We start from the raw sequence: 13,827 nt of genomic DNA, 5'->3' as shown, positions 1-13,827 counted from the left end.
GCGCGAGCAGCTATCACCCAGTAATGGGAATCCCCCTCCTGTGACGCGAAGCGCTAAGGTGGGGGAGGATGTCAATATCTCGGATCTGCACGGCAGTCTGACTGCCCTCGAGCAGGTGCTGGCGCAACTCGCTCCCTGGCAGCCTGATCACTATCTGCTGCTCGGGGATCTGCTCAATCACGGGCCGCGCAATCCGGTGCGGGCGGGGTATGATCCTGCTGCCGTGGCGGCAAGGCTCAACCAGCTGGCCCCCCGCATCATGGCGGTGCGTGGCAATTGCGATTCGGAGGTGGACCAGATGCTGCTCCACTTCCCCATCACGGCGCCCTACAACCAGCTACTGGTGGATGGGCGGCGTTGGTTTGTCAGCCACGGTCATCTCTATGAGCCCAGCAACGTGCCCCTGCCTGCAGGGAGCCTGTTCATCAGCGGTCATACCCATGTGCCTGTGCTATGTCAGGAAGGAGAGATGATCCTGATGAACCCGGGGTCTATCTGTTTTCCAAGGGGCGAGTGGGTGGCCAGTTATGGGCGCTATGACGAGGGCTGCATGAGCATCCATGCCTGCAAGGATGGAGAAACCCTGATGCAGCTGGTGCTCTGACTAGGGGCCCAAAAGGAGAGGAAGCCCGAAGGGGGAGAGGAGATCAGGCCTTGATCCCGAAAGAGCGGGTGCCTGAGCGGGTATTGCCTTTGGCGTCATAGGTCAGGGAGCTGCTGTCTCTGAGCTTGCTGAGGAAGCTGGCGAGACGGCGATTGGAGACAATACTGAGTTCGAGCAGACGTCCGTTGAGATTGTTCTGCTCCTGGCAGGCTTCCAGCTTGGCTTGAAGGACCTGCAATTGGGTCGGGAAGGCGCTCAGCTGTTGCTTCAGGTCGGGTAGCTCCGCCAGAGTCTTGTCCAGCGTCTCGATGGCCACCAGCAGTTGCTGCTTGCGATCGGCGAGTGCCGGCAAGGCAAGGGCCCGGTGAGCCTTGAGGAGGTCGAACTCCTCTGCCAGCAAGCCTTGCATCTGGGAGAGGTTGTCGTCCTGAGCGCGCAGCAGCGAAGGGAGGTCCATCATCCCAACCGTTTATCCAGATCGGCTTCAAAGCTGAACATCTTTCTGGCCACGGTTTCGCTGTTGACCTTGTACTCCCCACTGGCCACGGCCTTCTTCAGGCTCTCGACGCGGCTCTCGTTACCGGTGGAGGCGGTGTTGAGGGTCTTCTGCATCTGCTGCAATTGCTGCGCCTCACTGGTCAAGGAGACAGAGTCGCTCTTGACGGTGGTCGCACGGCTGCCCTCGCTGGAGGTCGCCGGCTTGGTGGCTACACCTTGACTGCTGCCGCTGTTTTGCAGGCGGTTGTTAGCCAAGTTGTTGATATTGTTGATAGCCATAAGGTTTACCTTCGTCTGCTTTACTGTTCGCTTACCTGTGTATCGGTGACGGCGGTCAGAACTTTAGAAAAAAATTGCGCAGTGCATTCATGTGTCAGAATGTCACGACCACGGAGCCCACTGCACTGACCTGGCCTTGCACCGTTCTGCCCGAGCGCGTGTTGACAAGCCGGATCATGTCTCCGAAGCTGCCATCTTGCAAGGCGCGGGCCATGGTTTTGATCTGCATGCTGCTGTTTTCGGCGCTCAGGGTGACCTGGTCCCCCTTGCATACCACGCATACCTGGGTGAGCCTGATTGGCTGACCCGGTTTGAGCTCACGCTTGCTGCGTACCCCGATAAGGGCGGTCGGGTCGGTAAGGTAGTCGCCACGGATCAGGGTCTGGTCCTGGTATGCCAGGGTCAGCATGGGTTCACTCAGAACGTCTCCCTTGGCAACCGGGACGGCGACGGTGACATAGGGTTTCTGGATGCTGACCCGGACCGGTAGATAGAGATCCCAGGATTTCTCTCCCTCGCACTTGAGGTAGACGGTGGTGTTGCGACGGATCTCCATCCTGGCGGGGAGGGAAATGGTGAGGGCATCTTCGCAGCGCGTGAGGGGGAGGCGCTCGTCAATGGTACCGGCCTTGACGTCGGCCTGTGCATCGAGGGGAATATCGAGCTGGTCGAGCACGAACGCCTGTGCCTGTTCTTGCAGATAGTCGGTGACCTCGGACGCCATGGCGTGAGACAGACTGCAAAACGGCAGTAAGATAAGGAAAAGTCTACTAATCATTTTTGCTTACCGGTCGATAAGTTATTCACGTATACCACCGTAGTTAACTATGCTTGCTCCAGAATTATTCGGTTGTTGAAACAACGATGATCTGATGCAAGCCAATGTGCATGCATAATGACATGCACGATCAGTGCCAAGCATTTTTAGGGAGTGTTTATGGCGAGTATTCTGGACTCGGTCAACCAGCGAACCCAGCTAGTGGGACAAAACAGGCTGGAGCTGCTGTTGTTTCGTCTCAATGGACGTCAAAGATTTGGCATCAACGTATTCAAGGTACGCGAGGTGCTGCAGTGTCCCCCTCTGACCGTCATGCCCAAGCTCAACTCCTGCATTCGCGGCGTGGCACATATCCGTGGCCAGACCATCTCGGTGATCGATCTCAGCATGGCGATGGGCAAGCGCCCCATTCAGGATCTCTCCAAGTGCTTCATCATCATCTCCGAGTACAACCGTTCCATTCAGGGGTTCCTGGTCCACTCGGTCGAGCGCATCATCAACATGAACTGGGAGTCCATCCTGCCGCCACCCAAAGGGGCAGGTCGCATCAACTACATGACGGCGGTGACCGAGGTAGATGGTGAGCTGGTGGAGATCCTGGACGTGGAGCGCATTCTCAACGAGATCTCGCCGGTCTCCACCGAGGTGTCCACCGAACTGGTGGAAGCAAGCGTGGAGCGCAATCCTCACGGGCGTCCCGTGCTGGTTGCGGACGACTCTTCGGTGGCGCGCAAGCAGGTTCAACGGGCACTTGAGGCTATCGGGGTGCAGTGCATGCTGGCCAAGGATGGACGGGAAGCGCTCAACATGTTGCTGGAGATGTCCAAGAACGGTCCCATCAAGGATCAGATAGCCCTGGTCATTTCGGACATCGAGATGCCGGAGATGGACGGTTATACCTTCACCGCCGAGATCCGCAACAATCCCAACCTCAAGGATTTGCATGTTATCCTGCACACTTCCCTCAGTGGGGTGTTCAATCAGGCCATGGTGCAGAAAGTCGGAGCGAACAATTTCATTGCCAAATTCCAGCCGGATGAATTGGCCAAGGCCGTACAAGGCGCTCTCTAATCAAGAAGAACAACTGCATGAAGACACTTTCGGACGACTTATACAGGCAATTCAGCAATTTTCTGGCGCAACAGAGCGGCATAGTGCTGGGTGACAACAAACAGTATCTGGTCAAGAGCCGCCTGTCGCCCTTGATGACTCAGTTTGGTATCGAGAGTCTGTCTGATCTGGTCACCCGGGCGATGAGCGTGCGCGAGCGGGAGCTCAAGATGGCGGTGGTCGATGCCATGACCACCAACGAGACCCTGTGGTTTCGCGATACCTATCCGTTCCAGCTGCTGAGCGACAAGATTTTCCCGGAGCTTGGCAGGAGCGGTCGTCCCATCAAGATATGGTCTGCCGCCTCTTCATCCGGGCAGGAACCCTACTCCATCGCCATGACGGCGCTGGAGCAGCAAGTCAAGCGGCCGGGTACCTTGCCGGGCGGGGTGCAGATAGTGGGGACCGATATCTCCAGCACCATGCTCAACCAGTGCAAAGAGGGGGTCTACGACAGCCTGGCGCTGGCCCGCGGGCTCTCCCCCGAGCGCAAGCGACTCTTTTTCGAACCCTGTGGCGACAACAAGATGCGGGTGGTGGAGCGTGTCAGAAAATTGACCAGCTTCCGTCCCCTCAACCTGCTGGAGAGCTACAGCCTGCTCGGCAAGTTTGACATCATCTTCTGCCGCAACGTGCTCATCTACTTTGCGCCCGAAGTGAAATCCAAGATCCTCAACCAGTTCGCCAGCAGCCTCAATCCTGGCGGCTACCTGATGCTGGGGGCCTCCGAGTCTCTGGCCGGCCTCACCGACAAGTTCGAGATGATCCGCTGCAACCCCGGCATCGTCTACAAGGTCAAATAACCCCGCTCAATACCCTCTTGGCACACCTCTTGCTAAATATTCATGAAGCAGGAGGTGTGCTATGGCAATTTCATTCGACAAGGCATTCGGTGTTCATCAGTACACGCTGAGCGTGCGCGCCAAGCGTGCCGAGGTGTTGTCCAGCAACATCGCCAATGCGGACACGCCGGGCTTCAAGGCCCGTGACATCGACTTCTCACAGGCGTTGCAGGATGCCCAGGGCCAGCAAGGGTTCGGGCTCAGCACCACCAGCGAGAAGCACTTCGCCTTGCAGATGGATACCCCGGGCACGACCCAGTACCGCAATCCCCTGCAACCGGATACCGGTGACGGCAACACGGTGGACGTGCAGCAGGAGCGTAGCGAGTTCCTGCGCAACAGCCTCGAATACCAGGCCTCCCTTGAATTCATGAACAGCAAGATAAGCGGCCTGCTCAAGGCACTGAAAGGAGAGCAAGGATGAGTTTGTTCAAGGTCTTTGACATTGCAGGCTCTGCCATGAGCGCGCAGTCCGTTCGCCTCAACACGGTGGCGAGCAACATGGCTAACGCTGACAGCGTCAGCTCCAGCGTGGAAAAAACTTACCACGCCAGGCGGCCAGTCTTTGCCGCCCAGCTGGATCAGGCCATGTCCGACAAGCAGGCCTCGGTCGGGGTGGATGTGAAGGGCATCGTCGAGAGTGATGCGCCCCTGCTCAAGGAGTACAACCCGAATCACCCCATGGCGGACAAGGATGGCTTTATCTTCAAGCCCAACGTCAACATGGTGGAAGAGATGGCGGACATGATAGCGGCGTCGCGCAGCTACCAGACCAACGTCCAGGTGGCCGATGCGGCCAAGAAAATGTTGCAGCAGACCCTGGGTCTGGGCAAGTCCTGACAGAGGTGAACCCGGATGAGAGTGACCCGTGATCGCCTGCCAGGCGGCAACAATCGGCCCAGTGGGCACGCCCTAGAGGGGGGAGCATAAGTGGCAGATACCTATGACAGCCTGCTGGGCGTCAACCGGACGACGTCGGCCCAGACCAGTACGGTCAACACCAGTACCCAGAAAAAGGAGCTGGATCAGGAGTCCTTCCTGAAGCTGCTGACCATGCAGCTCTCCTATCAGGATCCGTTCAAACCGGTGGACAACGCCCAGATGCTTTCCCAGATGACCTCGATGTCGACGTCTCAGGGGATCAGCAGCCTCTCCACCCAGATGGAGAGCCTCAACAGCCTGATGACCTCCAGCCAGGCGCTGCAGGCTTCCGCGCTGGTGGGGCAGAACGTGCTGATCCCGTCCAACACGGGTTACGTGGAGAAGGGGGGCACCCTCACGGGGGTCATCGCCACTGGCGATGGCGGCAGCAACATCAAGGTGACGGTGAAGGACGAGAGCGGCCAGGTCATCAGGGAGTTCGCCATCGAAGGGAGCCACAAGGGGAACGTGGCCTTTGAATGGGATGGCAAGGACAAGTCCGGCAACGAGGCCAAGAGCGGCAAGTATTCGATAGAGGCGCATGCCACCGTCGACGGCAAGCCGGAGAGCGTCCCCGCCCTGACTTACGCCAAGGTGGAGAGCGTCACCCTGGGAACGAGCACCAACCCCAGCACCCTCAAACTCAAGGGACTGGGCGGCATCTACCTGACCGATGTATTGGAAATTGGCGCGACGACCGGCAAGACCACCACCCAGTCGGCTTCGTCCTCTAACGCAGTGATCTAAGGAGAAAGACATGTCATTCAACAATGCCCTCAGCGGCATCAATGCGGCTCAAAAAGACCTGAACGTCACCGCGAACAACATTGCCAACGTCAATACCACCGGCTTCAAGGAGTCCCGTGCCGAGTTTGCCGACGTCTACGCCAACTCCATCTTCGTCAACGCCAAGACCCAGGTCGGCAACGGGGTGGCGACTGGCGCTGTGGCCCAGCAGTTCCACCAGGGCGCGCTGCAATTCACCAACAACGCGCTGGATCTCGCCATCCAGGGCAACGGCTTCTTCGTGACCTCGGACGGCCTGACCAACCTGGATCGCACCTACACCCGTGCGGGCGCCTTCAAGCTCAATGAAAGCAGCTACATGGTCAGCAACTCCGGCGGTTATCTGCAGGGGTACGAGATCAACTCTGACGGCACCCCCAAGGCGGTGAGCATCAACGCCACCAAGCCCATCCAGATCCCGGACAAGGCCGGTGAGCCGGTGCAGACCACGACGGTCGAGGCTGGCTTCAACCTGCCTTCCAGCACGAAAACGCTGATGGATGTCAATGCCTCCAAATTCGATCCCACTGACTCGACCACCTACTCCTCCTCTACTTCCGTGGTGGTCTATGACTCCCTGGGCGAGCCACACACCATCACCCAGTACTTCACCAAGGAAGCGGATCCGGCCGATCCTACCCAAGCGGCGGTGCCGACTGCCTGGCGCATGTACCTCTATGAAGGGGACAAGCCCATCGACATCGTAGGCGGTACGGCCACCACCATGGCGACCGGTTTGAGCCAGGCCCCCCTGAGCGCCCGGGTGACCTTCGATGCCTCCGGCAAGATGGTCACACCCACCACCCCGGCGGTCATCAAGACGGAACCCCTGGGGGCGACAGGGGCTGGTATCATCACCAATGGCGCCGATGGCACCCAGGAGATTGAGTTCAAGCTTGGTACCGTGACCCAGTACGCCTCCCCCTTTGAAGTGAGCAAGCTGACCCAGGACGGCTCCACCGTCGGTCGCCTGACCAAGGTGGAGATCGGGGCGGATGGCATTGTCTCCGCCACTTACAGCAACGCCACCACCGTCAAGGTGGCCATGGTGGCCATGGCGAAGTTTGCCAATGCCCAGGGTCTCACCCAGGTCGGCGACACCTCCTGGCGCCAGTCCCTGCTCTCTGGCGATGCCTTGCCCGGCACCCCGAACTCCGGCACGTTCGGCTCCATCAAGTCGTCGGCACTGGAGCAGTCCAACGTGGATCTCACCACCGAGCTGGTCGACCTCATCACTGCCCAGCGCAACTTCCAGGCCAACTCCCGTTCCCTGGAAGTGAACAGCTCCCTGCAGCAGAACATACTGCAGATCCGCTAAGACGACGGGTAGTTGGAAGGGGCGCTTCGGCGCCCCTTGTCATTTCCGTCCCGCCTCATTTCCTCCTTTCATTCCGTCTTCGTCATCTCTCTTGGCATTCAACTTGCAGTTGAGCTGTGAGAGTCATCTGTTTGACGGAGGATCCCATGGATCACCTGCTTTACATCGCCATGTCCGGGGCCAAGGAGAACATGAACAGCCTGGCTGTTCGTGGCAACAACCTTGCCAACGCCAACACCATTGGCTTCAAGTCTGACTTCGAGCAGGCGCGCAGCATGCAGGCGTTTGGCGAAGGGCTGCCCACGCGGGTGTTCGCCATGACCGAGCGGCCGGGCCAGAACCTGCAGCACGGCATGCTGATGACCACGGGTCGGGATCTTGACGTTGCCGTCGATGGGCCGGGCTGGATTGCAGTGCAGGATCCCAACGGTGCGGAAGCCTATACCCGCATGGGCAACCTGCAGCTCAATGCCACCGGCAATCTGCAGACCTCCACCGGTCTGAATGTGGTGGATGATGCCGGTCAGCCCATCGTGCTGCCCCTGCCCATGGAGAAAATTGAGATCAATCGTGACGGTACCATCAGCGGCCGTCCCGAGGGGGCTGCCGCCAACCTGCCGGAAGATTTCCAGCGTATCAAGCTGGTCAACCCGGCGGCAGATGCGGTGGAGAAAGGCCAGGACGGCCTGTTTCGCCGCAAGGATGGCCAGAATGAGGCCGCGTCTGCGGATGTGGGCCTGATCGCCGGCTCCCTAGAGGGGAGCAACGTCAACGTGGTCGACGAGATGACCAACCTTATTCGCTTGCAACGTCAGTTTGAAACTCAGGTCAAGATCATGAAGACCGCCGAGGAGAACGACGAGGCACAAACCCAGCTGCTGCGTATCAGCTAATCAAGGAGCACCCCATGAATCCTGCACTCTGGATCAGCAAGACCGGCCTCGATGCCCAGCAGACCAACATCTCGGTCACCTCGAACAACCTGGCGAACGCCAGCACCGTGGGCTACAAGAAGGCGCGGGCCATCTTCGAGGATCTGCTTTATCAGAACATCAACCAGCCTGGCGGTCGCTCCTCGGCGGACACCGAGCTCCCTTCCGGCCTGATGCTGGGGGCGGGGGCCAAGGTGGTCGCCACCCAGAAAAACCACAGTCAGGGCAACGTCCAGACCACGGACAACTCCCTTGATCTGATGATCAGCGGTCGCGGCTACTTCGAAATCCAGCTGCCCGATGGCAGCGCCGCCTATACCCGCAACGGCCAGTTCACCCTGAACGACGAGGGGACCATCGTCACCCCGGGCAACGGTTACCCGTTGCAACCGGAGATCCAGATCCCCGAGAACGCCCAGAGCGTCACCGTGGGGGAGGATGGCCAGGTCTCCGTCCAGCTCAAGGGGGATGGCCAGTCCCAGGTGGTGGGCCAGATCAACACCACGGACTTCGTCAACCCCACCGGCCTGCAGCCCATGGGGGAGAACCTCTTCCTCGAGACCCAGTCCAGCGGCGCCCCCATTCAGGGGACTGCCGGCGCGGACGGGCTGGGGGTGATCAAGCAGGGGATGCTGGAGACCTCCAACGTCAACGTGACCGAGGAGCTGGTGAATCTCATCCAGGCTCAGCGGGTCTACGAGATGAACTCCAAGGTCATCTCCGCCGTCGACTCCATGATGTCCTTCCTGACCCAGCGGACCTGATGAAAGGAGTGCCATGATGAAAGCCATATGGATGCTGGGACTGCTGACGCTGGCGGGTTGCACCAGTACCCCCAATACCGCCAAACCGGATGACCCGGATTTCGCCCCCGTCTACGGGGAGTCGGAGCCGGTGTCGGTGCGCCCGACCGGCGCCATCTTCCAGCCCGAGCAGGTCAACGGCATCTACTCGGACATCAAGGCGCACCGGGTGGGTGACATCATCACCATCCAGTTGGCGGAGTCGACCTCGGCGTCGAAAAAGGCCAACACCCAGAGCGGCAAGGACAACAAGCTGGCGCTCGACCCCGTCACCCTGGGTGGGGTGCCGGTCACGGCGGGGCCCTACGATCTGTCGGCCTCCATCGGCCAGAACAGTGCCTTCAAGGGGCAGGCCAAGGCGGATCAGAGCAACAGCCTGCAGGGCAACATCTCGGTCAGCGTGGTCAAGGTACTGCCAAACGGCAACCTGCTGGTGCGCGGCGAGAAGTGGATCATGCTCAACAATGGCAACGAATATATCCGTATCACCGGTCTGGTGCGCCCGGAGGACGTGAGCTCGGAAAACAGCGTCTCCTCCCAGCGGGTGGCCAATGCGCGTATCTATTACGGCGGTACCGGGGATCTGGCGAACACCCAGGAACAGGGCTGGCTCACCAGCTTCTTCAACGGCCCCTGGTGGCCCATTTAAGACTCAAGAGTCCGGGGCGTTCACGGGCCCTGGATCAGGAAGGTTTTGTTAGGAGATGTCATGAACCGATTCCGTCTGCTTGCCCTGCTGTGCTGCCTGCTGCCCTTCGGGCTGGCGCACGCATCCCGCATCAAGGACCTCGCCTCGGTGGAAGGGGTGCGCAGCAACCAGCTGATCGGTTACGGTCTGGTGGTGGGCCTGCCCGGCACGGGGGAGAAGAACAACGCCTTCACCGAGCAGACCTTCAGGACCATGCTCAACAACTTCGGCATCAAGGTGCCTGACAACATCAAGCCCAAGATCAAGGACGTGGCACCGGTGGCCATCCACGCGGATCTGCCCCCCTTCTCCAAGCCGGGCCAGACCATAGACGTCACCGTCTCCGCCATCGGCGAGGCGAAGAGCCTGCGTGGCGGCACCCTGCTCCAGACCTTCCTGAAAGGGCTGGATGGCCGCGTCTATGCGGTGGCCCAGGGCAGCCTGGTGGTCGGTGGCCTCGGGGCCGAAGGGGCGGACGGCTCCAAGGTGGTGGTGAACACGCCCACAGTGGGGCGCATCGCCAACGGGGCGACCGTGGAGCGGGAGGTTCCCAACTCCTTCAGCCAGGGCGACACCATCACCTTCAACCTGAACCGGCCGGACTTCACCACCGCCCGCCGTCTGGCGGACGTGGTCAACGATCTGGTGGGTCCGAACACCGCCCAGGCGATGGACGCCACCTCCATCAAGGTATTCGCACCGCGGGATCCGGCCCAGCGGGTCTCCTACCTCTCCACCATCGAGAACCTGGAAGTGGACCCGGCGAGCGAGTCCGCCAAGATCATCGTGAATTCGCGCACCGGGACCATCGTCATCGGCAGCGAGGTCAAGCTGCGCCCGGCGGCCATCAGCCACGGTGGGCTGACGGTCACCATCGCCGAGAACCAGCAGGTCTCCCAACCCAATCCGCTCGCTGGCGGGCAGACGGCGGTCACCAACAACTCCACCATCAACGTGCAGCAGGATCCCGGTCGGATGTTCAAGCTCGATACCGGCGCGACCCTGGACGACCTGGTGCGGGCGGTGAACCAGGTGGGGGTCGCCCCCGGGGATCTGATGGCGATCCTGGAGGCGCTGCAGCAGGCGGGCGCGATCCAGGGCCAACTGGTCATTCTGTAATTTCGTGAGCGGCAAGCGGTTGCCACGGGCGGCAAAGAGGTAGGTTATGGCAGAGTTCGACACCCAGAGCGGTATCAATATTGGCATGGTGCAGGATGTCCAGAACCTGGACAAACTGCGCCAGATGAGCCTGAGCAAGGAGGGGAAGCAAGGGGCCCTGATGGCGGCCGCCCGCCAGTTCGAATCCATCTTCACCCAGACCCTGTTCAAGGGGATGCGCCAGGCCAACTCGGTGCTCACCGAGGGCAACCCGATGAACAGCAGCTACACCCAGTTCTATGAAGGGATGCTGGACGAGCAGCGGGTTGCCGACATGTCGAGCAAGGGGGGGCTGGGCATTGCCGAGATGGTGGCCAGGCAGCTCTCACCCGAGCAGACCTTCACCCATCAGGATGGCCGGGTACTCAAGCTGCCCCAGCGTACCGAGCGGGTCTACAAGCCCTATCAACCCCCCAGTGCCTCCAACGATCTGATTGCTGCCTCCAAAGTTGGCAAAGATTTTGCTGATAACGAAATGAAGGGTGAGCTGAATGGGGCCGAGCGAACGCTGGCCCTGCCAAGACGCCCCCACCGCACCGTGCCGCCCATGGGCAGCAGCCAGAGGCCTTCGGCCCTGGATGGCAGCGCCAAGGTGTTTGACAGCCCGGAAGAGTTCGTCGACAGGCTGATGCCGCTGGCCAAGAAGGCGGCGGACAAGCTGGGGTTGAGCCCGGCGGTGCTGGTGGCCCAGGCCGCCCTTGAGAGTGGCTGGGGCAAGCGGGTGATCAAGGATGCAGACGGAAACGTGACGCACAACCTGTTCGGCATCAAGGCCGATCCGCGTTGGGAAGGCCCCAAGGCGGTGGTGAGCACCCTGGAATACGAGCAAGGGGTGGCCTCGCGCCAGAAGGCGGCGTTTCGCTCCTACGAGTCGTTTGAAGAGAGCTTCAACGACTACGTGGATTTCCTGACCTCTGGGAGTCGCTACAAGGGGGCACTGGCCAAGGTGGACAGCCCGGAACGTTACTTCGAGGCGTTGCAGCAGGCCGGTTATGCCACCGATCCCCAGTACGCCAGGAAACTTAAACAAGTGTTGCGCAGTGATGCCATCGCCGGTTACTCGACGCCCGGCAACATTGCAGACAGGAACACAGAGATGGAGCTGTAAGCTATGGCAAGCGATCTGCTTGGAATTGGGACCTCGGGTGTGTTGGCCCAGCAGCGACTGCTGCAGACCACCAGCAACAACATAGTGAACGTCAATAGCCAGGGCTATGTACGTGAACGCACCCTGATCTACACCAATTCCGTCGGATTGGGGACGGGCGACATGGTGAGCGAGCGCATCATCAACGCCTATGCCCAGGCCGAGGTGCGCCGGGATACGTCCGCCTATCAGGCGGCCAACACCCGCTACGATCAACTGTTCCGACTCGACAGCCTGCTCGGTGATGCCAGCAACAGCGTGGGGACCACCATCACCTCCTATTTCAAGGCTTTCCACACCGCCAACGAGTCACCGTCCGAGATCGGGGGGCGCAAGACGACCCTGAGTGAACTGAGCGGCATGGTGGACAGATTCCATACCCTCTCCGCCCAGCTCGACAAGCAGTCCGATACCATCAACGCCACCATAGGGGACGAGACGGACAGGGTGAACAGCCTGCTGAACAGCATCAACGATCTGAACCAGGCCATCGTCCGCACCCAGGGCTCCCCTGAAGAGAACCTGATGCTGTTCGATCAGCGGGATGAGGCCATTCGCCAGCTCTCCGAGAAGATGGAGATCCGCACCGTGACCCAGCCCAATGGCAGCATGCTGGTCAACATGAGCACAGGGCACTCCCTGGTGCTCGATGGCGGCGTGGCCCAGTTCAAGGTGGTGCCGGGGGACCCGGATTCCCGTGAGCCTTCCCTGCAGCTGACCCTGGGCAAGAACCAGGCCAGCATCAACGACAAGGATATTGGCGGTGCCATCGGTGGCCTCTTCACCGCGCGCCGGGATCTGGAGCCCGCCAAGCGGGAGCTGGGGCAGCTGGCCGTCGCCCTGGGGGATGCCATGAACCAGCAGAACCGGCTGGGGATGGATCTCGACAACGAGCTTGGGGGGGATCTCTTCACCCTCAAGGGAAGCCAGGGGCTGCCCTACGCCAGCAACCAGGGTAACGGGGCGGCCAGCGTCAGCTTCGTCCCCGGCAAGGGGAGCGAGGTCACCACCTTCGACTACGAGGTGCGGTTCAACAGCGCCACCGGTTACGAGGTATTCGCCATCGACGGCAGCGGGCAGCGTACCTCGCTCGCCACGGGGACCACGCCGCCAGCCACCTTCGAGGTGGCGGGGCACGGCATCGAAATCGATCTCTCCGGCACTCCGGTCGCAGGTGACAAGATCTTGTTGCAACCCACCCGGAATGCGGCTGCCAACCTGGAGCAGGCGATCACCCGTCCCGAGGATATCGCGCTGGCATCCCCCCTGAAGGCGGACAAGGGATCCCAGAACCTGGGCTCGGGCGAGATAACGCTGGGCGGTGTCTACAACACCGGCACGGGCTCGGGTTTTGGCACCAACACTCTGGACCCGAGTGCACCCCAGGTCATCAAGATCGACGGCAGCGGCAACTACGAGGTCTATGACAAGAACAACAACTTGCTCGGTGTGGCCCCCGCCTCCAGCAAGGGAAAGAACCTGATGGCCGCCCTCGAGAGTCCCCTTGGGGGGCCCAAGGTCTACGCCGATCCGACCCAGAGCCCGGGCTATGAGTTCAGCATCACCGGCAAGGTGGAGGCCAGCGACAGCTTCACGCTCAGCTACAACAAGGACGGCTTTGCGGACAACGCCAACGGCCTGGCGCTGGCGGAGCTGCAGAACAAGGAGCTGGTGCGCAAGAACAACAACGCCGCCACCAGCAACGACAAGATGACCTTCAACGATGCCTACTCGGGTCTGGTGAGCGGCATTGGCAACAAGACCAGCCAGGCCAAGACCCTGCTGCAGGCCAACGAGGCGAAGCTGACCCAGAGTACCGCCATCTTCGAGAGTGTCTCCGGCGTCAATCTGGAGGAGGAGGCGGCCAACCTCATCCGCTTCCAGCAGTCCTATGCGGCCTCGGCCCAGATAGTGAACACCGCCAAGACCATCTTCGACACCCTGCTCTCCTCCGTGAGGTAAG

16 protein-coding genes are annotated in these 13,827 nt (G+C 60.6%); 13 read left to right on the top strand and 3 right to left on the bottom strand.

Going from position 1 to position 13,827, the window contains the following annotated elements:
• The first annotated feature begins 40 nt into the window (after positions 1-40).
• Positions 41-604, top strand: coding sequence for a phosphodiesterase (yfcE, locus tag PG896_RS14800; protein WP_227262900.1), 564 nt, complete (start codon positions 41-43; stop codon positions 602-604).
• A gap of 43 nt (positions 605-647) precedes the next feature.
• Here the strand turns inward: yfcE and PG896_RS14795 are convergent, their stop codons facing one another.
• The 3 genes from PG896_RS14795 to flgA all read right to left on the bottom strand — a co-directional run bounded on the left by PG896_RS14795 (position 648) and on the right by flgA (position 2,081).
• Positions 648-1,064: a flagella synthesis protein FlgN gene (locus PG896_RS14795; RefSeq protein WP_244088280.1), complete on the bottom strand. Its 417-nt coding sequence runs from the start codon at positions 1,062-1,064 to the stop codon at positions 648-650.
• The gene (gene flgM / locus PG896_RS14790; protein ID WP_069652526.1) at positions 1,061-1,381 is read right to left on the bottom strand and encodes a flagellar biosynthesis anti-sigma factor FlgM; all 321 of its coding nucleotides are present in this window, start codon (positions 1,379-1,381) and stop codon (positions 1,061-1,063) included. Before flgM ends, PG896_RS14795 begins: the two co-directional genes overlap by 4 nt.
• 94 nt (positions 1,382-1,475) lie before the next feature.
• On the bottom strand, positions 1,476-2,081 hold the full coding sequence (gene flgA, locus PG896_RS14785; RefSeq protein ID WP_319883493.1) for a flagellar basal body P-ring formation chaperone FlgA: 606 nt from the start codon (positions 2,079-2,081) through the stop codon (positions 1,476-1,478).
• A gap of 237 nt (positions 2,082-2,318) precedes the next feature.
• Here flgA and PG896_RS14780 point away from each other — a divergent pair, with 237 nt between their 5' ends.
• The 12 genes from PG896_RS14780 (at position 2,319) to flgK (ending at position 13,826) form a co-directional block, all read left to right on the top strand.
• A complete protein-coding gene (locus tag PG896_RS14780) occupies positions 2,319-3,230 on the top strand; it encodes a chemotaxis protein CheV (protein ID WP_180906937.1) in 912 nt (303 codons plus the stop codon).
• A gap of 17 nt (positions 3,231-3,247) precedes the next feature.
• Positions 3,248-4,072, top strand: a complete 825-nt coding sequence (locus PG896_RS14775; protein ID WP_270835859.1) for a CheR family methyltransferase — start codon at positions 3,248-3,250, stop codon at positions 4,070-4,072.
• Positions 4,073-4,133: 61 nt separating this feature from the next.
• Complete coding sequence (gene flgB / locus PG896_RS14770) at positions 4,134-4,535, top strand: flagellar basal body rod protein FlgB (RefSeq protein WP_010675294.1); 402 nt, start codon at positions 4,134-4,136, stop codon at positions 4,533-4,535.
• A complete protein-coding gene (flgC, locus tag PG896_RS14765) occupies positions 4,532-4,951 on the top strand; it encodes a flagellar basal body rod protein FlgC (protein WP_005329775.1) in 420 nt (139 codons plus the stop codon). The genes flgB and flgC overlap by 4 nt, the downstream gene beginning before the upstream one ends.
• A gap of 90 nt (positions 4,952-5,041) precedes the next feature.
• Positions 5,042-5,779, top strand: coding sequence for a flagellar hook assembly protein FlgD (locus PG896_RS14760; protein ID WP_270835857.1), 738 nt, complete (start codon positions 5,042-5,044; stop codon positions 5,777-5,779).
• A gap of 10 nt (positions 5,780-5,789) precedes the next feature.
• A complete protein-coding gene (gene flgE, locus PG896_RS14755; protein WP_039040233.1) occupies positions 5,790-7,136 on the top strand; it encodes a flagellar hook protein FlgE in 1,347 nt (448 codons plus the stop codon).
• Positions 7,137-7,282: 146 nt separating this feature from the next.
• Complete coding sequence (gene flgF / locus PG896_RS14750) at positions 7,283-8,029, top strand: flagellar basal-body rod protein FlgF (RefSeq protein WP_010675291.1); 747 nt, start codon at positions 7,283-7,285, stop codon at positions 8,027-8,029.
• 14 nt (positions 8,030-8,043) lie between these two features.
• Entirely contained in the window at positions 8,044-8,832 is a 789-nt protein-coding gene (flgG, locus tag PG896_RS14745) for a flagellar basal-body rod protein FlgG (protein WP_010675290.1), read from the top strand.
• 16 nt (positions 8,833-8,848) lie between these two features.
• Positions 8,849-9,520: a flagellar basal body L-ring protein FlgH gene (flgH, locus tag PG896_RS14740; RefSeq protein ID WP_010675289.1), complete on the top strand. Its 672-nt coding sequence runs from the start codon at positions 8,849-8,851 to the stop codon at positions 9,518-9,520.
• Positions 9,521-9,580: 60 nt separating this feature from the next.
• On the top strand, positions 9,581-10,678 hold the full coding sequence (locus tag PG896_RS14735) for a flagellar basal body P-ring protein FlgI (RefSeq protein ID WP_010675288.1): 1,098 nt from the start codon (positions 9,581-9,583) through the stop codon (positions 10,676-10,678).
• A gap of 46 nt (positions 10,679-10,724) precedes the next feature.
• Positions 10,725-11,825, top strand: coding sequence for a flagellar assembly peptidoglycan hydrolase FlgJ (gene flgJ, locus PG896_RS14730; protein ID WP_048207976.1), 1,101 nt, complete (start codon positions 10,725-10,727; stop codon positions 11,823-11,825).
• Positions 11,826-11,828: 3 nt separating this feature from the next.
• Positions 11,829-13,826 (top strand): flagellar hook-associated protein FlgK, encoded by a 1,998-nt coding sequence (gene flgK, locus PG896_RS14725; RefSeq protein WP_052815057.1) that lies wholly within the window; start codon positions 11,829-11,831, stop codon positions 13,824-13,826.
• Position 13,827: the final 1 nt, after the last annotated feature.

Source organism: Aeromonas sp. QDB30 (assembly GCF_027707645.1).
In the GTDB taxonomy this organism is placed as follows: Bacteria; Pseudomonadota; Gammaproteobacteria; order Enterobacterales; family Aeromonadaceae; genus Aeromonas; species Aeromonas caviae.
Note: the sequence above shows the minus strand (reverse complement) of the source record. Positions and strands in the feature narration are given on the sequence as shown.

Coding starts and splice junctions, on each gene's coding strand:
- flgF (WP_010675291.1), top strand. CDS start 7,283: ATGGATCACCTGCTTTACATCGCCATGTCCGGGGCCAAGGAGAACATG.
- flgE (WP_039040233.1), top strand. CDS start 5,790: ATGTCATTCAACAATGCCCTCAGCGGCATCAATGCGGCTCAAAAAGAC.
- flgC (WP_005329775.1), top strand. CDS start 4,532: ATGAGTTTGTTCAAGGTCTTTGACATTGCAGGCTCTGCCATGAGCGCG.
- flgH (WP_010675289.1), top strand. CDS start 8,849: ATGAAAGCCATATGGATGCTGGGACTGCTGACGCTGGCGGGTTGCACC.
- flgG (WP_010675290.1), top strand. CDS start 8,044: ATGAATCCTGCACTCTGGATCAGCAAGACCGGCCTCGATGCCCAGCAG.
- flgK (WP_052815057.1), top strand. CDS start 11,829: ATGGCAAGCGATCTGCTTGGAATTGGGACCTCGGGTGTGTTGGCCCAG.
- PG896_RS14795 (WP_244088280.1), bottom strand. CDS start 1,064: ATGATGGACCTCCCTTCGCTGCTGCGCGCTCAGGACGACAACCTCTCC.
- PG896_RS14735 (WP_010675288.1), top strand. CDS start 9,581: ATGAACCGATTCCGTCTGCTTGCCCTGCTGTGCTGCCTGCTGCCCTTC.
- PG896_RS14780 (WP_180906937.1), top strand. CDS start 2,319: ATGGCGAGTATTCTGGACTCGGTCAACCAGCGAACCCAGCTAGTGGGA.
- PG896_RS14775 (WP_270835859.1), top strand. CDS start 3,248: ATGAAGACACTTTCGGACGACTTATACAGGCAATTCAGCAATTTTCTG.
- flgJ (WP_048207976.1), top strand. CDS start 10,725: ATGGCAGAGTTCGACACCCAGAGCGGTATCAATATTGGCATGGTGCAG.
- flgM (WP_069652526.1), bottom strand. CDS start 1,381: ATGGCTATCAACAATATCAACAACTTGGCTAACAACCGCCTGCAAAAC.
- flgB (WP_010675294.1), top strand. CDS start 4,134: ATGGCAATTTCATTCGACAAGGCATTCGGTGTTCATCAGTACACGCTG.